Annotated in this window: 19 protein-coding genes and 1 pseudogene; 15 read left to right on the top strand and 5 right to left on the bottom strand. The window is 52.3% G+C overall.

Going from position 1 to position 18517, the window contains the following annotated elements:
- Positions 1 to 23 precede the first annotated feature (23 nt).
- The 9 genes from J2X61_RS06990 to J2X61_RS07030 all read left to right on the top strand — a co-directional run bounded on the left by J2X61_RS06990 (position 24) and on the right by J2X61_RS07030 (position 8132).
- The gene (locus J2X61_RS06990) at positions 24 to 779 is read left to right on the top strand and encodes a hypothetical protein (protein ID WP_310186837.1); all 756 of its coding nucleotides are present in this window, start codon (positions 24 to 26) and stop codon (positions 777 to 779) included.
- Positions 766 to 1035: a hypothetical protein gene (locus J2X61_RS06995; RefSeq protein WP_274468513.1), complete on the top strand. Its 270-nt coding sequence runs from the start codon at positions 766 to 768 to the stop codon at positions 1033 to 1035. The genes J2X61_RS06990 and J2X61_RS06995 overlap by 14 nt, the downstream gene beginning before the upstream one ends.
- 44 nt (positions 1036 to 1079) lie before the next feature.
- Complete coding sequence (locus J2X61_RS07000; protein WP_310186839.1) at positions 1080 to 1709, top strand: class I SAM-dependent methyltransferase; 630 nt, start codon at positions 1080 to 1082, stop codon at positions 1707 to 1709.
- A 1209-nt stretch (positions 1710 to 2918) separates the two neighbouring features.
- Positions 2919 to 4013, top strand: a complete 1095-nt coding sequence (locus J2X61_RS07005; RefSeq protein WP_274468515.1) for a GntR family transcriptional regulator — start codon at positions 2919 to 2921, stop codon at positions 4011 to 4013.
- Between the two features lie 315 nt (positions 4014 to 4328).
- The gene (gene araA / locus J2X61_RS07010; RefSeq protein ID WP_310186841.1) at positions 4329 to 5816 is read left to right on the top strand and encodes an L-arabinose isomerase; all 1488 of its coding nucleotides are present in this window, start codon (positions 4329 to 4331) and stop codon (positions 5814 to 5816) included.
- A 149-nt stretch (positions 5817 to 5965) separates the two neighbouring features.
- Positions 5966 to 6967 (top strand): aldose 1-epimerase, encoded by a 1002-nt coding sequence (locus J2X61_RS07015; RefSeq protein WP_274468518.1) that lies wholly within the window; start codon positions 5966 to 5968, stop codon positions 6965 to 6967.
- 48 nt (positions 6968 to 7015) lie between these two features.
- The gene (locus J2X61_RS07020) at positions 7016 to 7222 is read left to right on the top strand and encodes a hypothetical protein (RefSeq protein WP_274468519.1); all 207 of its coding nucleotides are present in this window, start codon (positions 7016 to 7018) and stop codon (positions 7220 to 7222) included.
- 72 nt (positions 7223 to 7294) lie between these two features.
- Positions 7295 to 7624: an ASCH domain-containing protein gene (locus tag J2X61_RS07025; RefSeq protein ID WP_274468520.1), complete on the top strand. Its 330-nt coding sequence runs from the start codon at positions 7295 to 7297 to the stop codon at positions 7622 to 7624.
- Between the two features lie 151 nt (positions 7625 to 7775).
- Positions 7776 to 8132, top strand: a complete 357-nt coding sequence (locus J2X61_RS07030; protein WP_396135409.1) for a hypothetical protein — start codon at positions 7776 to 7778, stop codon at positions 8130 to 8132.
- 10 nt (positions 8133 to 8142) lie between these two features.
- On the opposite strand, the gene J2X61_RS07035 is transcribed toward J2X61_RS07030, so the two are convergent.
- From J2X61_RS07035 to J2X61_RS07045, 3 genes are all read right to left on the bottom strand, one after another.
- Positions 8143 to 8841 (bottom strand): class I SAM-dependent methyltransferase, encoded by a 699-nt coding sequence (locus J2X61_RS07035; RefSeq protein WP_274468521.1) that lies wholly within the window; start codon positions 8839 to 8841, stop codon positions 8143 to 8145.
- Positions 8842 to 8991: 150 nt separating this feature from the next.
- Entirely contained in the window at positions 8992 to 9423 is a 432-nt protein-coding gene (locus tag J2X61_RS07040; RefSeq protein WP_274468522.1) for a threonine/serine exporter family protein, read from the bottom strand.
- Positions 9420 to 10205 carry a threonine/serine exporter family protein gene (locus tag J2X61_RS07045; protein ID WP_274468523.1) on the bottom strand — a complete coding sequence of 262 codons (786 nt, stop codon included), beginning with the start codon at positions 10203 to 10205 and terminating at the stop codon, positions 9420 to 9422. Before J2X61_RS07045 ends, J2X61_RS07040 begins: the two co-directional genes overlap by 4 nt.
- A 172-nt stretch (positions 10206 to 10377) precedes the next feature.
- Between J2X61_RS07045 and J2X61_RS07050 the strand changes: the two are divergent.
- Both J2X61_RS07050 and J2X61_RS07055 read left to right on the top strand, forming a co-directional pair.
- Positions 10378 to 12835, top strand: a pseudogene (locus tag J2X61_RS07050) (CoA-disulfide reductase).
- Between the two features lie 6 nt (positions 12836 to 12841).
- Positions 12842 to 13108, top strand: a complete 267-nt coding sequence (locus J2X61_RS07055; RefSeq protein WP_379239655.1) for a metal-sensitive transcriptional regulator — start codon at positions 12842 to 12844, stop codon at positions 13106 to 13108.
- Positions 13109 to 13170: 62 nt separating this feature from the next.
- Here the strand turns inward: J2X61_RS07055 and J2X61_RS07060 are convergent, their stop codons facing one another.
- On the bottom strand, positions 13171 to 13929 hold the full coding sequence (locus tag J2X61_RS07060) for an alpha/beta hydrolase (RefSeq protein WP_310186845.1): 759 nt from the start codon (positions 13927 to 13929) through the stop codon (positions 13171 to 13173).
- A 75-nt stretch (positions 13930 to 14004) separates the two neighbouring features.
- Between J2X61_RS07060 and J2X61_RS07065 the strand changes: the two genes are divergently transcribed.
- Together J2X61_RS07065 and J2X61_RS07070 are read left to right on the top strand one after the other, a co-directional pair.
- Positions 14005 to 14847 (top strand): HAD-IIB family hydrolase, encoded by an 843-nt coding sequence (locus tag J2X61_RS07065; RefSeq protein WP_310186848.1) that lies wholly within the window; start codon positions 14005 to 14007, stop codon positions 14845 to 14847.
- Between the two features lie 56 nt (positions 14848 to 14903).
- Complete coding sequence (locus tag J2X61_RS07070) at positions 14904 to 15332, top strand: DUF6157 family protein (protein ID WP_310186850.1); 429 nt, start codon at positions 14904 to 14906, stop codon at positions 15330 to 15332.
- Between the two features lie 49 nt (positions 15333 to 15381).
- Here the strand turns inward: J2X61_RS07070 and J2X61_RS07075 are convergent, their stop codons facing one another.
- Entirely contained in the window at positions 15382 to 16083 is a 702-nt protein-coding gene (locus tag J2X61_RS07075; protein WP_274468533.1) for a DUF6022 family protein, read from the bottom strand.
- A gap of 143 nt (positions 16084 to 16226) precedes the next feature.
- Between J2X61_RS07075 and J2X61_RS07080 the strand changes: the two genes are divergently transcribed.
- Entirely contained in the window at positions 16227 to 16943 is a 717-nt protein-coding gene (locus J2X61_RS07080) for a TetR/AcrR family transcriptional regulator C-terminal domain-containing protein (RefSeq protein WP_310186852.1), read from the top strand.
- 98 nt (positions 16944 to 17041) lie between these two features.
- Positions 17042 to 17974, top strand: a complete 933-nt coding sequence (locus J2X61_RS07085) for a manganese-dependent inorganic pyrophosphatase (protein ID WP_310186854.1) — start codon at positions 17042 to 17044, stop codon at positions 17972 to 17974.
- Positions 17975 to 18517 lie beyond the last annotated feature (543 nt).

Below are 18517 nucleotides of genomic sequence, written 5' to 3' on the forward strand. Positions count from 1 at the left end.
GTTTGAAGGGATAGAAGTTACCGATGACTAAGCACTCCGTCCCCGGAGAGATCGTGATTTATATTTCCGCAGGCTTCGCAACGGCGCCGGATTTTCTCGACCGTTTTGGCGATGCGCTTGCCGGCTGCTTCTCGGAACAGACGGGCGCCCGCGTCCGCATTGTCATCCATTTTCCGTACGGTGACTGGAGCCGGAGTCGTCGAAGGCAGCTCCTCGAAATCACCGGCGATCTATGGAACAATGCCCATAACAAGCCATCTCGCTACGGGGGCAAAAACTTAACGAAGCTCATACGCGAGCATTGGCGCCCGGGACAGCAGCTGCTCCTCGTCGGCCACAGCGCGGGTGCCGTCGCATCCATTCAAGCTGCGAAGGCGCTCATGGAGCACGGCGTGCCCATCCTCGGCGTAATCCAGATCGGATCGCCGAGATGCGCCGTCCCGCCTGCGTTGAAGGACCGCATCCTTTATTTGCACGGAGCGAATCCGCAGGATCGGAAGCTTGATCCAATCCCGCGGTTGGGTACCTGGGGCGGCTGGATCAAGGGGCGCTACGGGGTCTTTCAGTGGCATGGACAGAAACATGCTCCCTCTCACCGCCAAACAATTCCGATGATCGGCGGGCACGCGGATTATTTTAGAGACCACAATCCTTACATATGGCAGGAAACGACGAACATGCAAACGACCATCGGAACGATTTGGGCATGGTTAAATCAATTGAAAGAGCTTGAGTTGAATGGCGAACATAAATTTGAAAAGGAAGATGAATATGATTGAAGTTTTGAAGGCTGACATGGAGCACAGCGAAGAGGATGGCTATCTTGGACATGTGCAATTTAGCGTGCAAGGCCATGAACACCCGTACGAAATTACGCTGCAAAGCCCGCGCGGCAAAAATGATTGGAGCTACGCGCTGAACTTTTTGCGGGAATCAGGTAAGGAAGAAGAGATTGAAGCGGTAGAGGAGCTTTTGGAGGAGGACGAGTGGTTCGATCTGCTGGTCCAAGCAGGGCTTAAAGCGCTTGAGAAATAGTTGCACTTTGGGAGACGGATTAGAGGAGAAGAGGGGGAATTGATTTGTCGGATGATATTGAAATGAAGCAGGTTCTCCGGACAAGCTATGATCAGCAAGCCAGACAAAGGAACGGCGAATCGATGCAGGGGTGGAAAATCGAAGAGCTTGACCGTTTTTTGACCAGATTGGGCGGAAGCGGGAAAACGGTGCTCGATCTGGGCAGCGGTCCTGGACATCAGGCGGAGTACCTGCGAGAGCACGGCTGCGAAGTCACCTGCATCGATCTATCGGAAGAAATGGTTGGCATCTGCCGTGAAAAAGGCTTTGAAGCGCATGCGATGGACTTCTATGACCTTCATTTGTCTCCCGCATCGTTCGATGCCGTGTGGTCCATGAACACGCTGCTTCATGTGCCCAAAAGCAGTCTCGTCCAAGTGCTCCAGAATGTAGAGCGAGTTCTTAAGCCCGACGGCATTTTCTATATGGGGCTGTATGGCGGTTATGAAAGCGAAGGAATTTGGGAAAACGATTCGTATAGGCCTCAGCGTTTCTTCGCCTTTTACGAGGATGAGCGCATCCAGAAGAAGGTTGGCGAGGTGTTCGAGGTCGAGCATTTTGCTGTGCTTCCGATGGCGGATATGCAGCCTGACTATCAAGCGATTATAGCGAGAAAAAAACAATTGAACCCGTGATTTCACGGGTTTTTGTCGTCGCTATCCCCATCGCTCAGTGCTGTGTGACGGCCGTTGCGATCGACACTATCCCCACCGCTCGGTGTAGCGAGTTAGCCGCCGCTATGGTCACTATCCTCACCGCTAAGTGTAGCGGATCAGCTGTCGCTATGGTCACTATCCCCACCACTCAGTGCTGCGGGTCAGCTGTCGTTATGGTCACTATCCCCACCGCTCAGTGCAGCGATTCAGTCATCGTTATCGACACTATCCCTACCGCTCAGTGTAGCGGGTCAGCTGATGCTATGGTCACTATCCCCATCGCTCAGTGTAGCGATTCAGCCATGGCTATCGACACTATCCCAACCGCTCAGTGCAGCGAGTCGGCTGTCGCTATCGTCACTATCCCCACCGCTCAGTGCAGCGAGTCGGCTGTCGCTATCGTCACTATCCCCACCGCTCAGTGCAGCAATTCAGCCATCGCTATCGACACTATCCCAACCGCTCAGAGGAGCGATTAGCTACCGCTATCGACACTATCCCCACCGCTCAGTGCAGCGGGTCAGTTGATGGTATGGTCACTATCCCCATCGCTCAGTGTAGCGATTCAGCCATCGCGATCGACACTATCCCCACCTTTCAGTGCAGGGATTCAGCCATCGCTATCGTCACTCCAACGATCAGTGCCGCGAGCCTGAGCGAAGGGGATAGTGTTCCAAGAGCAATGCGCCAAACCTGAGCGAAGGGGATAGTGTTCCAAGAGTATCGCGCCGAGCCTAAGCGAAGAGAATAGTGCTCCAGGAGTATGGTACCGAACCTGAGCGAAGGGTATAGTGCTCCAAGAGTATTGAGCCGAGCCTGATCGAAGGGTATAGAGCTCCAAGAGTACGGCGCCGAACCTGATCGAAGGGTATAGCGATCCAAGAGTATCGCGCCCGAACCTGATCGAAGGGTATAGCGCTCTAAGCGTATCGTGCCAAACCTGATCGAAGGGAATAGTGCTCCAAGAGTATCGCACCCGAGCCTGAGCGAGGGGGATGGTTCTCTAAGCGTATCGCATCGAACCTGAGCGAGGGGGATAGCGCTCTAAGCGTATCGCATCCGAGCCTGAGCGAGGGGATAGTGCCCAAAGGAGAGCGTGAAATGGCAACCTGCAGAAGGGAGGCGAATATGTACATACAAGTTGAGGCGGTGTATAATACGTTCAGAATCAAACGCCTGAGGTGAATCATGAAAGAAAAGCAAATGCCGAAATACTTGCAGTTGAAACAGGAAATTTTATCGTGGCTTCACACCGGGAAGCTGAAACCGAACGATCAGATGCCGTCGGAGAATGAGATTGCGGAGCAATTTCAGATGAGCCGGCAGACGGTTCGCCAAACATTCGGCGAGCTGGAGCAAGAGGGCTGGTTGTACCGGATGCAGGGGAAGGGAACTTTCGTCTCCACGCCTCAATCGCAAAAAGGCCGGGATGTGCAAACGATCGGCATCCTGACTACGTATATATCCGATTATATTTTTCCGCACATCGTCAGAGGGGCTGAGTCCGCTTTGCGGGCGCGCGGCTACAGGCTGCTGTTGTCGTCAACAGACAATGACAAGGAGAAAGAGAAGGAAAGCCTCAACATGATGATGAGCCAACCGCTCAGCGGGCTTATTATTGAGCCGACGAAAAGCGCGGAGGGGAATCCCAATCTCAATTATTATCTATCTCTTGATTATCAGCATATCCCCTATTTGATGATCAATGAACGGTATCCGGAGATGAATTGTCCGTCGCTGGTCGTTGACGATGAAGAAGGCGGGTTCAAAGCCGCGCAGCATTTGATTGAGCTGGGGCATCGTCGTATCGCGGGATTTTTTAAGACGGACGATTTGCAAGGAGTTAACCGCTTGAAAGGGTTCATTCGGGCTCATCACCACTACCAAATCCCGCTGCTGCCGGAGCTTGTGATCCATTACACAACTGAAGAAAAACGGGAGAAGCCCTACGCGAGCGCCGTTTCGCTCCTTGCCCAAGCGGAAGACAGGCCGACGGCATTCGTTTGCTACAACGACGAGCTGGCGGTGCACCTGCTTGAGGCTGTACGTACATTTGGCCTGCAAGTCCCGCAGGAGGTTTCGATCGTGGGCTTTGACGACTCTTTTTTGGCTACGGCTACGGAAGTGAAGTTAACGACGCTCACACATCCGAAGACGGATCTGGGGTCCGATGCCGCCGAGCTGCTGCTTGATATGATTGAGAATAAGCGCATTAGCGGGAGAGAAACCGGTAGAATCTATAAGCCTGAATTAATCGTCAGGGAGTCTACCATGCGGATTTAAGGTTGGAAAATTATTTCTGGTCAACTTGTACGTACAAGTGTTATACTGGGAGTAGAGATTGGGATTTGGAAAGGGCACTCTATAGCTAATAAGTTAGCAATCGGTGTTAACGATGGAACGGAGCCCGGTCGTGCCGTATTGGCCATGTTTGATGCAGTGGTCGCAGTTCATAAGTACCAGGCGTACAGCGAGCGAGCAGGATGATCGTTCCGGTCGTGGCGGGAATGACGTTATGAAGCGTCTGCGCATGAACCGGGAGGAGGCCCGTTATAATTTCCAAAGCTCTTTTACTTAATTCCAAGGAGGCTAATCGCCATGAACGCTCACTCTGATAAAGTATTTTGGTTCGTTACGGGAAGTCAGCACTTATATGGTCCTGAGACATTGCTGCAAGTGGAGAATCATTCCAGACAAATTACGGAAGGAATTGACCGCGACGCGTCGATTCCGAGCAAGCTGGTGTTCAAAGAGGTTCTGACGACGCCGGATGCTATCCGCAGATTGTGTCTGGATGCCAATGCGGACGATAATTGCGCCGGAATCATTACCTGGATGCATACGTTTTCTCCGGCCAAGATGTGGATTGCAGGTTTAAGCGAGTACCGCAAGCCGCTGCTTCACCTGCATACGCAATTCAATCGCGACATCCCATGGGAAACGATCGATATGGATTTCATGAACCTTAATCAGGCGGCGCATGGCGACCGCGAATATGGATTCATCGGGGCGCGCATGGGCATTTCCCGCAAAGTTGTCGTCGGCTACTGGGAAGATCCGGCGGTCATCTCCCGCATTGCGGGATGGATGCGCACTGCGGTTGCGTTCGTTGAAGGACGTGAGCTGAAGGTAGCCCGTTTCGGCGATAACATGCGTCAAGTTGCCGTAACGGAAGGGGATAAGGTTGAAGCGCAAATCAAGTTCGGCTGGTCCATCAACGGATACGGCGTAGGAGATCTTGTTCAACGTGTCGGGGACATTTCCGAAGCGGAAGTGAACCAATTGATGGACGAATACAACGAGCTGTATGATATTACGCCGGAAGGGCGCAGCGCTGGCCCGGTTCGCGAAGCGATCCGCGAGCAGGCGCGCATCGAGCTCGGCATGAAGAGCTTTCTGCAGGAAGGCGGCTTCGGGGCGTTCACAACGTCTTTTGAAGACCTGCACGGCCTGAAACAGCTGCCTGGCCTAGCTGTTCAACGGCTGATGGAGCAAGGTTACGGCTTCGGCGGCGAAGGCGATTGGAAGACGGCGGCGCTCACTCGCGTCATGAAGATCATTGCCGGCAACAAGGGGACGTCGTTCATGGAAGATTATACGTATCATATGGAACCGGGTCAGGAGCTTGTACTCGGTGCGCATATGCTGGAGGTTTGTCCGACGATCGCAGCGACTCGCCCGAAGATCGAGGTTCATCCGCTAGGCATCGGCGGAAAAGCCGATCCGGCTCGTATCGTATTCGACGGCGCTTCCGGCGCAGCGCTCAATGCTTCGCTGATCGATATGGGCAACCGCTTCCGCTTGCTGATTAACGAGGTGGACGCCGTACAGCCGGTTAAAGCGATGCCTAAGCTGCCAGTGGCCCGCGTCTTATGGAAGCCGCAGCCTTCGCTTAGCGAATCGGCGGAAGCCTGGATCTATGCAGGCGGTGCGCACCATACGGTATTCTCTTACAATGTCAGCACGGAGCAATTGGTGGATTGGGCGGATCTTGCCGGCATCGAGGTAGCCATTATTAATAAGCATACATCGCCGCTGCAATTCCGCAATGAACTTCGCTGGAGCGAGGCTGCGTGGAGACGCTAGGCAGGCACAGGTTATAAGCGAAGACCGTTCTTCCTTTGCGGAGGACGGTTTTCTTGCATTTGCATTGACTTCTTCGTTTCCGATGCTTTAAAGTAAATTGATATGAGCTTGTCCAAATGATGGACAATGTGGTAGGAGGATGACTCGAGATGACAACGAAAGCTTATGAAGGATCATTCCAAGGAGAGAAAGCGGTGTGGCTGCAGGCGGGCCGCTACGAAGCCGCTGTGCTGCCGGAAATCGGCGCCAACCTGATTGCTTTTAGAGATAATGAGAAGGATTACCGTTTCCTCCGCGAGCCGTCCTTGGACGAAATGGAAGCGTTTAAAGCACGTCCAATTATTCACGGCATCCCTGTGCTATTCCCGCCGAACCGTTATGAAGACGGCAAATTCCCATGGCAGGGCAAAGTTTTTCAATTCCCGGTTAACGAACCGAAAACAGGCAATCATCTCCATGGCTTCGTCCATGATATTCCTTGGGAAGTGGAGAAATTCGGCTCCGATGAAAGCGAGAGCCGTGTGACTCTGGCATTGCGCGTTCGCGAAGGCCATTCCGTTTATACGTATTTGCCGTTCGATTTCACGATTCGCCTTACGTATGTGTTGAACGAGTTCGGTTTGCACCAGCATATATCGGTACATAATGAGGGCAGAGAGGCAATGCCTTGCTTGATCGCCTACCATACGACCATCAACGCGCCATTCGCTCCTCATTCGCAGGCTTCCGACTACAGCTTCAAAATGACGATCGGCGACCGCTGGGCGATGAGCGAAAGAATGCTGCCGACTGGCGAGTACCAACCGCTCTCGGACGAAGAAGCGAAAATGAAAGTAGGCGGCCTGTCGCCGTTCTTCGAATCGATGGATAATCATTACACCACATCGCCGCAAAACGGCCGCAACTACATGGAGTTGACCGACGCCCGTGAAGGTGTCAAATTGGTTTATGACGTCGGAACGTCTTATAAACAATGGATGATCTGGAACAACGGCGCTACAGAAGGGTTCTTCTGTCCGGAGCCGCAGATGAATCTTGTCAACGCGCCTAATGTGGATCTTCCGGCAGATCAAATTGGATTGGTCAGCTTGGAGCCAGGTGAAGTATGGGGTGAATCCGCACGTCTTTATACGATTGAATTAAAGAAATAGATCCTAGATTACCGTAATGCCCCCTATGACGCATGGAGAGAATCCGACGTGATGCTCGCTAAGCGGCAAGGGGGTATTTGCATCGAAAGGTTGGGCTGTATGGACAAAGAGCAGTTACTTGCAGAGATTGAAAAGCTGAAGCAGGAAAATGAAAGGCTGAAACAGGAAATCGCGAGGCTTCGCGGAGTCAAACGAACGTCGGCCGGAGCGATGGACAGCATGTCCACGAAATTGAAAGAAGCACTAAGAGAGTAAGGTTCCCGGCACAGTTCGACAAAACGGCGATCATTCGCTATAATGAGTACTGGTAAAAGGAGGGAAATGAAAATGAACGAAACATTACCGCCAAAAACTTGCTCGATCGATCGGCTTGTTACGAAGGAAGCTGAAGTGAGCAAAGTGCTTGCAGGGCAAAAAACAGCGTGCAGACGCAATGGCCGTTATGCCGATATCGGGGAGACGATGGACCTTCAGGGTACAACGTTTCAGGTAACGAAGGTATATCAGCAGTCGCTCGGCGAATTGACCGTGGAAGATGCGAAGGCTGAAGGACATGAGTCGGTCGAGGAGTACCGCGACAGTATTTTGGCTATGCACCCGGGCATGCCGTGGCTGCCGCAAATGAAAGTTTGGGTTCACGAATTTCAGAAAGTTTAACAGCGCAAACCAGTGCGAATCCGAGATTCGCACTGGTTTGTTGAATTTGACGTGAGAATGGATGATGAGGTTGTCTTGGTACGTATGGCTTTTATATATTCATATTTTTAGCGTTGTGCTCAGTATTGGGCCGTACTTCATTCTATTTCCCTTGTTAGCGAAAATAAGAACGGCCCCCTTCGAGCTGCTGCCCGAATATTTGGAGCCGTTTCGCATTACGGTGAGGCTCACGAAGCATGCGGGCCATGTGCTGGTGGCAACAGGCATTCTGCTTACATGGCTGACCGCCTGGACGTGGAAAACCTCATGGATCGTCTTCACCGTACTCATTATGGTAGCCTCGCTCTATTTCATTGCCAGGGCGTTCTCGCCGCTCCTCCGCAAGCTGCGCGCACCCCATGAAGACCGGGATTTGCTGGTGAATCAACTGCGCAAAGCGCTGATCTGGTACGTGATCATCACGCTGACGATGATGTGGTTCATGGTGGCCAAACCGAGCTTCTGGTGATGGCGGGGATTCAGTCCGCCGGCTTGCGGGCGTACATGACGACGAAATTGTAGTACTTGTAGATACAATCGGCGTCGGCGAAGCCGCAAGCTTGAAGCCAGTTCAACTGCTGGTTCAGCGGGGCCATCCGGTCCAGCTTCGTTCTCTCGTAAGCCGCCTTCAGCGCTTCCGGGCTTAGGTCTGTGGCTTCGATTTTCGCTTCCCAGTCCGACCGGTACAGACGATCCAGGTACGGGCTCGCGCCTTGAACTTGATCGGCGTTCACAAAGATGCCGCCAGGCTTCAGCAGCCGGTAGATGCAGTGGAACAGTTTTTGCTTATCCTCATCTTCCAGATGGTGAATCGAAAGCGCGGACACGATGCAGTCGAATGGTTCGGAGGACTCGAAAGCCGTGTAATCACCGGCAACAATCGTCAGATCGAACGGTTGGCCCTCGAAGCGCAGTCTGGCTACATCGAGCATGCCTTCCGACAAGTCGATCAGTGTAACCTTGGCCGCAGGATACTTTTCCAATATGAATGAGGATAACAGGCCCGTCCCGGCCCCTAAGTCAAGGATGCGCGGGGATGCCGTATCCGCCTCAACGAGCGAAGCGGCGGTTTGATAGAAATCATCGAAGCAGGGAATCAGTTTTCTGCGCTGACTGTCGTATTTCTCTGCGATCTCATTGAATTTGGACGTGATCTGTTGGTTGGCTTGATCTTTCATTGAGCTTCAACTCCATTTCCTAAGCTGGTGCTGTGGATATCTTGGCTTCATTCTATAGGGAAAAGGAGGAAAAAGCTAAGATATAAAACCGATCATCGTTATAGGTAAAATCTATAAAAGTGTGGCGACCTATTGGAGTAGGTCGGTGAACTAAGCTTTTTTCCGCCGGACAAGCTGATTCAGCACCTCGGAGAAGACGAGGCCCATCGCGATGGCTCCGGACAGCATGAATGCTTTGGCCGCGAGCTGCACGGCCACGTCATAATGATTGAGCACGACGTTGCGCATCGCATCGTAGGCCAACCCGCCCGGCACGAGCGGGATGATTCCGGCGACGCTGAATACGATGACCGGCGTTTTGTAGATGCGCGCCAGCAGCTGGCTGATGACGGTCACGATGAAAGAGGCGATCAAGGTGGCTACGATCGCATCCAGCGAGACCCGCTGCAGCGATATATATAGCAGCCAGCCGACCATTCCGACGAAGCCGCATTGAACAATCGTGCTTCTGGGCACATTGAACAAGATGGCGAAAGCCGCCGTTGATACGAAGCTCGTGATCAACTGTTCCAGCATGTTCATGCGATTCCCTCCCCGTTATAAAAGGACAGCACGAAGGCGATGCCGGCACCGATGGCAAAAGCCGTTAAGAAGGCTTCCGCTCCCTTGGAAACGCCTGACACAAAGTGTCCTGCCATGAGATCCCGTACGGCATTCGTAATGAGAAGGCCCGGGACAAGCGGCATCACGGAGCCGATGATAATGGTGTCCAGGTCATGTCCGACTCCTGTCCGGACGAATAAATACGCAATGCCCCCGATGAGTAGTGAGGCCAAGAATTCCGCGAAAAATTTGATCGGCACCAATCGGTGGAAATAGCCGAGAAAGGCCAGCCCGGCCCCTCCGGTGACGCAGGCCGGCAAGAAATCAGACCATGTCCCTTGAAACATGATCAAGAAGCAGCCGCTGGCAATTGCAGCGGATACAATTTTGAACCAAAAAGGAAAGCTCGTGTTCGCGGCATCGATGTCGGAGAGCTGCTTATAAGCATCTTGCGGCGATAACTTTCCTTGGGCGATCCGTCTGGAAATCGCGTTGACGACGGTTACTTTGTGCAGATCCGTCGATCTTGCGGAAATGCGAATCAGCCGCGTCGTCTGCTCGGGAGCGTCGATCGAGAAAATAATGCCGGTAGGCGTCACGAAGCTGTGCGAGTTGCGAATACCGAAGCCTTCTGCGATATGGGTCATCGTATCCTCGACCCGGTAGGTTTCTCCGCCGTTCTCCAGCATGATTTTACCGGCCAGCAAACAGACTTGAGCGATTTCATAATTGGTAGCTGCATGAGAAGGGAGATGCTCCATGAACGATTCTCTCCTGATATGTATTTGCCAAAAGTATATACCATTTTGACGCTAAAACCTAAGGGCAATGCGGCTGCCGTTCATAAATAATAATGAGCTCTGGACAAATGTATACCCTATGGGGTATTATGTATACCCATAGGGGTATACTAAACTTCAGGAGTGATCTTACATGAGAAGAACGATTGTTATTGTCGGCGGAGTTGCCGGAGGTGCTTCCGCGGCCGCGCGGTTACGCAGGTTGAATGAAAATGATGATATCATTATGTACGAAAGAGGCGAGCACATTTCATTCGCCAACTGCGGGCTGCCGTATTATATCGGGGAAACGATCGCGAACCGCGACAAGCTGCTCATCCAGTCCCCTCAGGCGATGAAGAACCGGTTCGGCATCGATGTCCGCGTTCAGACGGAAGTTACGGCGATCGATCGGGAAGCCAAAAAGGTACGCTCCCGCCATGTAATTACCGGTGCGTTGGAAGAGCAGCCCTACGATATTTTAATTTTGTCGCCGGGCGCCAAGCCGATTGTTCCGGGAATCGCAGGGATTCAAGAGGCGGATAACGTATTCACACTGCGAAATATCCCGGATACGGATCGGATTAAAGCGTATGTCGACCATGCCCGGCCGAAGCATGCCACGATAGTGGGCGGCGGTTTCATCGGCATTGAAATGGCCGAAAACCTGCGCGAGCGCGGTTTGGATGTAACAGTTATCGAACGAAATCCGCAGGTGCTGGGTCCGCTCGATGTGGAGATGGTGAAGCCGGTTGAGCGGCATTTGCGGCATAAAGGCGTCCAATTGATTATGCAGGACGGCGTCCTGGCGGTGAAAGACAGCGGCAAAACCGTTGAACTGCAATCAGGCACAAGGCTTGCCACCGATCTTATTATTTTATCTGTCGGCGTAAAGCCCGAGAATCGATTGGCGGAAGATGCCGGCTTGGCATTAGGCGTCAAAGGAGCCATTCAAGTCAACCGGCATCTGCAGACGAGCGATCCTGCGATTTATGCGATAGGCGATGCGATCCAGGTAAAGGATCGCGTCCAAGGCTTCGATACGGTTGTGCCCTTGGCATGGGGCGCGAATCGTCAAGGCCGGCTCGCAGCCGATCATATCAACGGCCTTCAAGCAAGCTACGAAGGCGCCTTCGGCACGGCGATCGTCAAGGTGTTCGATTTGACGGCGGCGGTTACCGGCAATAACGAGAAGACGCTGCGCCGCTTGGGCGTGCCATATGAAGTGGTTCATATTCATCCGAATTCGCATGCGGGCTATTACCCTGGAGCGGCTTCCATGGCGCTCAAGCTTCTTTTTGACAAAAAAAGCGGACGGATTCTCGGCGCTCAAGCCGTCGGCGCCGACGGTGTAGATAAGCGTATCGATGTGATTGCAACAGCGATGCGCGGCGGGTTGCGGGCAGAAGAGCTTGCCGATCTGGAGCTGGCTTATGCGCCGCCGTATTCGTCGGCCAAAGATCCCGTCAATATGGCCGGTTATGTAGCCTCCAACGTTATCGGCGGTCTCGTCGATACGATGCAGTGGCATGAGGTCGACGCCTATGTGGAGCAAGGCGGCCTGTTGATCGATGTCAGGGACGAAATCGAACGGGAAACGGGATATATCCCCGGTTCGATCTGCATGCCGCTGAATGATATACGGAGCCGGCTGCATGACATTCCAAAAGGAGCGGACGTCGTTGTCTCCTGCCAGGTCGGACTGCGGGGGTACTTGGCGGCATGGCTGCAAGGTCAGAAATGTGGATGGCGGATACAAAACGTATGCCGTTATGAAAGAGGAGGTGCCAACGCCGCCTCCATCGGTCAAACGTGCGGACCGCGCGCCGGAACTTACTGTGCCTGCGGAACGGCCTCCGGTTCTCATCGATGCGTGCGGCTTGCAGTGCCCAGGTCCGATTATGAGCGTGTACGAAACGATGCAGGGCTTGAAGGAAGGGGAGCGGATCGAGGTGCATGCGACCGATTTCGGATTCGCCGCGGATATTCGGAAGTGGGCGGATAAAACAGGGAACACGATGGAAGCCATCGATACCTCGTCCGGTATCGTGAAAGCTATCGTACGCAAAGGACGGACGGCATCGCCCGAGCAGAGGACCGATGCAGATGCCGATGCAGATGCCTATGCCGGTGCCGCAAGCGCGAAAGGAGCAACGATGGTTGTCTTCAGCGGAGATCTGGACAAGACGATCGCTGCGTTCATTATTGCTTCGGGGGCGGCTGCGATGGGGAAGCAAGTGACGATGTTCTTCACGTTCTGGGGGCTTAACGTGCTGCGCAAAGAAGAGGCGCCGCCGGTTGCCAAGGATGGCTTAGAGACGATGTTCAGCATGATGATGCCGAAGGGAACGCGTCAGCTCCCGATGTCCAAAATGAACATGGGCGGGATGGGATCCAAAATGATCCGCCATGTGATGAAGCGCAAAAACGTGGAGTCACTCGAGTCGCTCATGCAGGGGGCTATCCGGGCCGGCGTAAAATTAATTGCATGTACGATGAGTATGGATATAATGGGTATTAAAAGAGAAGAGTTAATAGATGGCATTGTCTATGCCGGAGTTGCCAGTTATTTGGGCGAAGCGGAGGATGCCGGCTTGAATCTCTTTATATAAGGAGAGATGGACGTGGAGTATGATAAAGCACTGAAAAATAGACTGAAACGAATGGAAGGCCAAATTCGCGGCATCCTTGGCATGCTGGAAGCGGGGGAGGATTGCCGGGAAGTTGTGACACAGTTGTCGGCGGTCCGCACGGCGGTAGACAGAACGATCGGCGTCGTGATCGGCTCCAATTTGAAGCATTGCATACAAGAGGAGCTCGAGAAGGGGAATTCACCGGACAAAGTGATCGAAGAAGCCGTTGAGCTGCTTGTGAAGAGCAGATAACCGTAGACCAGACAAGCAAACTGGGGCTGTCTCAAGATCGGAATGACTTGAGAACAGCCCTTTTAATGTACCGGTTTTGCCGGCTGAACCGATGCTTTGATCCAATCGAGCAGCAGCTTGATCGTCTCGTCTCTTTGTTGTTCGGGCGTCATTTCGGCTGGAAGGTCCCCGTTTTGCAAGCCGTAGCTGCCGAACTGGGAGTGATTTCCTCCCTGCAGCGTATGGTACTCCGTCGTGCTTGGCAAATACAGTTTGGCTTCTGTCAGCGCATCCATGTTGACAGCGCCGTCTCTTGAGCCGACCAAGGAGATGACGGGCAAATTGGCCGAGACCAGACTGCCCTTGGGATCCGGGTACGAGGCCAGAAAAAATACGCCGGCGAATTCGGCTGCATGTGCGGCGGCGAACCGGGCTGCCATCACGCCTCCAAGCGAGTGCCCGTCGATCAGGAACGTTTCGTCCGGATGTTTGGCCGTTATAATCGGCAAGGCCCGGTCACTGCCGAATATGGCGAGATTGAGCGGCATTTTCACGATATAAACACGATGTCCCGCTTTGGCAAGCTCTGCGGCATAGGGAGCGTAGCTCGCGGGCTTGACTAAGCCGCCGGGATAATAAATCATGCTCGGTTGAACCGGAGATTTTGGCTCAAAATACAATGCCTGGGCATCTTCAGACACTTGAACTTCCCCGGTTGATTGCATGGCGGCCAATGCTTCCGATTCAGGTTGATAGGGCTGCAGCAGCCAAGTAATCGCGGCAATCAAGATCAGCAGGAGAGCTAATCCCCATTTCCACCAGTGACGTTTCAAAGCTTTCACGATCATCACCTCTCGCCGATTAATTTAACAAGGGAGCAAGGAGCTGTCAAGGGAACATCTGAAGGAGGATGCCATATGAAAGATTATTTTTTGACGGACTTGGACGGTACATTGCTTCGTTCCAACGCGACCCTATCCGAGCACACAGCCCGTGTGGTCACGAAGGGCTTGGAGGAAGGAGCCGTCATCAGCTATGCGACGGCAAGAAGCTATCAAAGTTCCATGGCTGTTGCCTCACAAATTCCATGGCGGTATCCGCTTGTGCTTTATAATGGGGCTTTATTGTTCGATCCTATTCAGAAGCGGGTGATGGACGGTTTTTTTCTCGATCGGACAAGTACGGAAGCCATTGTTGCGATCGGCCGAACGATGGGGTTGGTGCCGCTTTTATTCGCATTGGATCATGAGGATCGGGAGCGTGTTTTGCATGAAAAGCTGGTCAGAAGCGGTGACCTTCAGTTTGCAGCCAGCAGGCCGGGGGATCCGCGGTTTACAGAAGTGAAGGCATTGAGCTGTCCGGAGAATTACCGGACGCTGCTCGTCACCTATATAGGCATGCTGGAAGAAGTCCAGCCGCTAAGAGACGCGATAGCAGCAGCGTTAGGCTCGAAGCTTCATATCCATATGATGAAAGACAATTACATTGCAGATCATTATTTCCTGGAGTTCAGTCATCCGCAAGCGAATAAGCGGGAGGGACTGCTGCTGTGGGCTGAACATGTCAGGTGTAGTTGTGAAGAGATCACTGTTTTCGGTGATAATCTGAACGATGTCGGGATGTTCCAAGCGGCAGGTCGGAAGATTGCCGTGGCGAATGCCCATCCGGATTTACTCCAACTGGCAACTGAAATCGCAGCGCGCAACGATCAGGACGGCGTAGCTCAATATCTAGAAGCTCGATTAAGAAATGGTGTATAATGGGAATTAATATGCACAAGCGGAGGTTGACTTTAATGCCCTATAATGACGAGCACATGAGCTACAAGCATACATTTATTCAAGTAGCTCCGGATTGTCCAGTAGAAACGGGAACGATTCCCGCCATGAAAAAAGAAGGCAAAACCGCGCACCGGATCCAATACGAGCTTCTATCGCAAAATCCGTACAAGTATTCTCAAGGCGACCTTATTTATGAGGTTCACTTGGAGCATAAGCAAATTCCGCAGGAGGAACGCGAGCTGCACGGCGATGAAATTCGTTCGGCATTGTTTTCCAAAAACCATCCTTGTTTAAGGGCTTCTATGCTGCCCAAAAAGCATGGGTGGGGCGTGCATTTCAACGAAGAAGGAAAAATCGCCCTATATGCGATGGAATCGGAACAATACCGGCAATTTGTGGAAGCCGGAACTCAACAGCAGGACGGTCTCAAGCTGTTATTCGCCATGCGGAATTCACGCGGATAACGGATGCGGTCAAGATACTAGCTCCGAGGCATAAGCCTCGGGGCTTTCCTTATGTGGCGGCAATCCGCCGCTTGAAGAAAGCGGCAAGCTGCTGACCTTGCGGTACAACGGATACGAGCTCCCAGCCGTTTCGTCCCCATGCAGCCAGCGCCAAATCAACAAAATTGCCGCCGGTCTGCCCTTTATAAGGTCGGAGCGCATCGGCTAGCCCGGTTTCTACGCTGTACTCCCATTTGGAATAGGCATCGACGTCAGGCATAGCTTGGAAGCTGTCTTTCGGTTGTTTGACAACACGCATGACGGCATAGCTGATGGCTTCAAGAATATCCTCCCGTTCGGTGACTTCAAGCGCAAATGCACGAGGGGCATGCGGGACGTTGAAGTTGACATGCGAGTGGTAAATTTGCAGCACGAGAGTGCCGATAGGAGTGCCGTCCGCCTTTTTGATGACGTACCAGGCACAGCGCTCCCGCTCTTCGGGGGGACCCCAGTTCTCGATTGAATCTGCCAAATTAAAGCCATGGCGGGTGTGGAGATCGTTTTGGGACAGTTGTTCGAAGAAAGGTGACATGAAGTGCTGAATGTAGACACCGTAAGCACGGTCACCGTATTCGATAAACATTCGGGTAAGCTCAGCTTGTTCCGTCCTGAGTACGTTCTGCCAAGTTTCGTTTAATACGTAATTGGCATATTTAACGATGGTACCGATAGCAGGTTCTTTGTCGTGCAGGTAAGAGCTTAAAGTTTTCATTTTATTTTCTCCTTTGCTGAGTGCTTGTGATTTCAATTAATCTAACGGTGTTAGAAATTAATTTATTGGTGTTAGATTAAATCAGTGTGATATAATTGTCAATACATAAATGATAAGAAGGCGCAAAGGCGGTAGACGGGTGGATGGGAAGAAGACGGATTCAATCGGCGCAAACGGGGACGAGCAGCGAGGCGGACGGTCAGCTGCATACGCCATTAGATAAAGAACGCATCATTCGCCATGCTTTGGAACAGCTCAATGCGTTAGGGCTTAAGGAGCTTAGCATGCGCAAGATAGCCGATTCGTTGGGAGTAAAGGCGGCATCGCTTTATTACCACGTGAAAGATAAAGACGAGCTGCTGCAGCTTCTCGGGGATTATATCAGCGACCAGTTGGCGTGGCCGGAGGGGGATATGAACTGGAAAGAGCGAATCATCGGCTGGGCCATAAATTTTCGCACGGCGCTGCTTTCCTATCGGGACTCGGTGGACATATTCAATGGCACCATTGCGACCAGTTACGGACGTTTGCGGCATATTGAGACTCTTTACGGCGTGCTGGCTGAAGCGGGATTTCAGGACAAGCATATTCCATGGCTTGCCGGGATGTTGAAGAATTACATCACCAGCTTCGCCGCCGAAGAAGCCAGGCATATAGATATGGCTCGGAGTGTGGAAGGACCGCCGGAAGCGTTTGGCTCCGCTTATTTAGCTGTTTTTCGGAGCTTGCCGGCAGAGCAGTTTCCGCACATGATCCGTCTTGCAGCTTATACGACCGGCCCCGATGAAGAGACAGAATTTCTTTATGGACTTGGCGTTTTGCTGGATGGTTTTTCCGCGCAATTTTCCAATCCTCACTAAAGCTTTGGTTAAGTAATGGATTTACCAAGATTTTTTAGTATAATCGTATGTAGAGACTGTAAACTCTCACTACACTAAAAACTGTAAGGAGTCGTATCATGTCAAAAACACTTATTTTCGGACATAAAAATCCGGACACTGATTCAATCACATCCGCAATTGCATATGCAGCGCTGAAAACGAAACTGGGCCAAGAGGTTGAGGCTGTTCGTCTGGGCAGCGTTAACGGTGAAACGCAATTCGCCTTGGATACGTTCAAGGTTGCGGCGCCTCGCCAAGTGGATACGGTTGCGAACGAAGCGGAGAACGTTATCTTGGTTGACCACGTTGAGCGCCAGCAAAGCGCTACCGATATCGATCAAGTACGTGTAGTGGAAGTTATCGACCATCACCGCATCGCTAATTTCGAGACGAGTCACCCGCTCTACTACCGCGCTGAGCCGGTTGGTTGTACAGCAACGATTTTGAATAAATTGTACAAAGAGAATGGCGTTGCCATTGACAAAGAAATCGCAGGCTTGATGCTTTCCGCTATCATTTCCGATTCGTTGTTATTCAAATCCCCTACTTGCACTGAGCAAGACGTGGCAGCTGCCCGTGAACTTGCGGCTATCGCCGGCGTGAACGCTGAAGAGTACGGTCTTTCCATGCTGAAAGCAGGCGCAGACCTGAGCGACAAAACTGTTGCACAGCTCATCTCCCTGGATGCCAAAGAGTTCCAAATGGGCAGCTATAAAGTAGAAATTGCCCAAGTCAATGCCGTTGATATGAACGACGTGCTGTCCAAGCAAGCGGAAATCGAAGCTGCCTTGAACACGATCATTGCCGAGAAAAATCTTGACTTGTTCTTGTTCGTCGTAACGGACATTTTGAACAATGATTCCGTAGGTATTGCGCTGGGCCGCAAAGCGGTGGCAGTTGAGAAAGCTTACAACGTAACGCTTGCCGACAACAAAGCTCTGCTTAAAGGCGTAGTTTCCCGTAAGTCCCAGATCGTACCGGTGCTTACTGACATTTTTAACAGCCTGTAAGTGCTAGGAAGGATGCCTCAAGCCATTTCATGGCTTGGGCATCCTTTTTTTGTTGCTGCTGCCGGCACTCTACACTTCCGCTACGAATAAGCAAGCAGCCGACAGACGTCTAACGGACACCACAGCCGTTATCCCAGAGTTAGACGGCCCGTTGTGTATCCAACGGACACCACAGCGCTTATTTGGCCGAAATCGAGGCGAAATGCGGTCAGAACGGCGATTAACTGCGCTGGTGTCCGTTAGATTTTCATAGTTGCACAAAATCGCCGAATAAGGTCCGCTGTGTCCGTTAGCCGGGCAAGGAGGCGGCTTCTACCCAGTAGCAGACGCGAAGATGAAGTGCTGAGTAGTTGCAGGTCGAAGGCATCCTCACCGTAAATCGCCATCTCCTGTGGTATCTGCAATCCTCAACAAACAAGCAAGCAGCCGCAATACGTCTAACGGACACCACAACCGTTATCCCAGAGTTACACGGCCCGTTGTGTATCCAACGGACACCACAGCGCTTATTTGGCCGAAATCGAGGCGAAAATGCGGTCAGAA

It is taken from the genome of Bacillus sp. 3255 (assembly GCF_031456485.1).
Lineage (GTDB): Bacteria > Bacillota > Bacilli > Paenibacillales > NBRC-103111 > Paenibacillus_E.

Excerpts from the sequence above, each read along its gene's own strand:
- J2X61_RS07070 (WP_310186850.1), top strand. The coding sequence starts at position 14,904 with ATGAGCTACAAGCATACATTTATTCAAGTAGCTCCGGATTGTCCAGTA.
- J2X61_RS06995 (WP_274468513.1), top strand. The coding sequence starts at position 766 with ATGAATATGATTGAAGTTTTGAAGGCTGACATGGAGCACAGCGAAGAG.
- J2X61_RS07085 (WP_310186854.1), top strand. The coding sequence starts at position 17,042 with ATGTCAAAAACACTTATTTTCGGACATAAAAATCCGGACACTGATTCA.
- J2X61_RS07015 (WP_274468518.1), top strand. The coding sequence starts at position 5,966 with ATGACAACGAAAGCTTATGAAGGATCATTCCAAGGAGAGAAAGCGGTG.
- J2X61_RS07055 (WP_379239655.1), top strand. The coding sequence starts at position 12,842 with ATGGACGTGGAGTATGATAAAGCACTGAAAAATAGACTGAAACGAATG.
- J2X61_RS07025 (WP_274468520.1), top strand. The coding sequence starts at position 7,295 with ATGAACGAAACATTACCGCCAAAAACTTGCTCGATCGATCGGCTTGTT.
- J2X61_RS07040 (WP_274468522.1), bottom strand. The coding sequence starts at position 9,423 with ATGAACATGCTGGAACAGTTGATCACGAGCTTCGTATCAACGGCGGCT.
- J2X61_RS06990 (WP_310186837.1), top strand. The coding sequence starts at position 24 with ATGACTAAGCACTCCGTCCCCGGAGAGATCGTGATTTATATTTCCGCA.
- J2X61_RS07075 (WP_274468533.1), bottom strand. The coding sequence starts at position 16,083 with ATGAAAACTTTAAGCTCTTACCTGCACGACAAAGAACCTGCTATCGGT.
- J2X61_RS07005 (WP_274468515.1), top strand. The coding sequence starts at position 2,919 with ATGAAAGAAAAGCAAATGCCGAAATACTTGCAGTTGAAACAGGAAATT.
- J2X61_RS07035 (WP_274468521.1), bottom strand. The coding sequence starts at position 8,841 with ATGAAAGATCAAGCCAACCAACAGATCACGTCCAAATTCAATGAGATC.
- J2X61_RS07080 (WP_310186852.1), top strand. The coding sequence starts at position 16,227 with ATGGGAAGAAGACGGATTCAATCGGCGCAAACGGGGACGAGCAGCGAG.
- J2X61_RS07045 (WP_274468523.1), bottom strand. The coding sequence starts at position 10,205 with ATGGAGCATCTCCCTTCTCATGCAGCTACCAATTATGAAATCGCTCAA.
- araA (WP_310186841.1), top strand. The coding sequence starts at position 4,329 with ATGAACGCTCACTCTGATAAAGTATTTTGGTTCGTTACGGGAAGTCAG.
- J2X61_RS07065 (WP_310186848.1), top strand. The coding sequence starts at position 14,005 with ATGAAAGATTATTTTTTGACGGACTTGGACGGTACATTGCTTCGTTCC.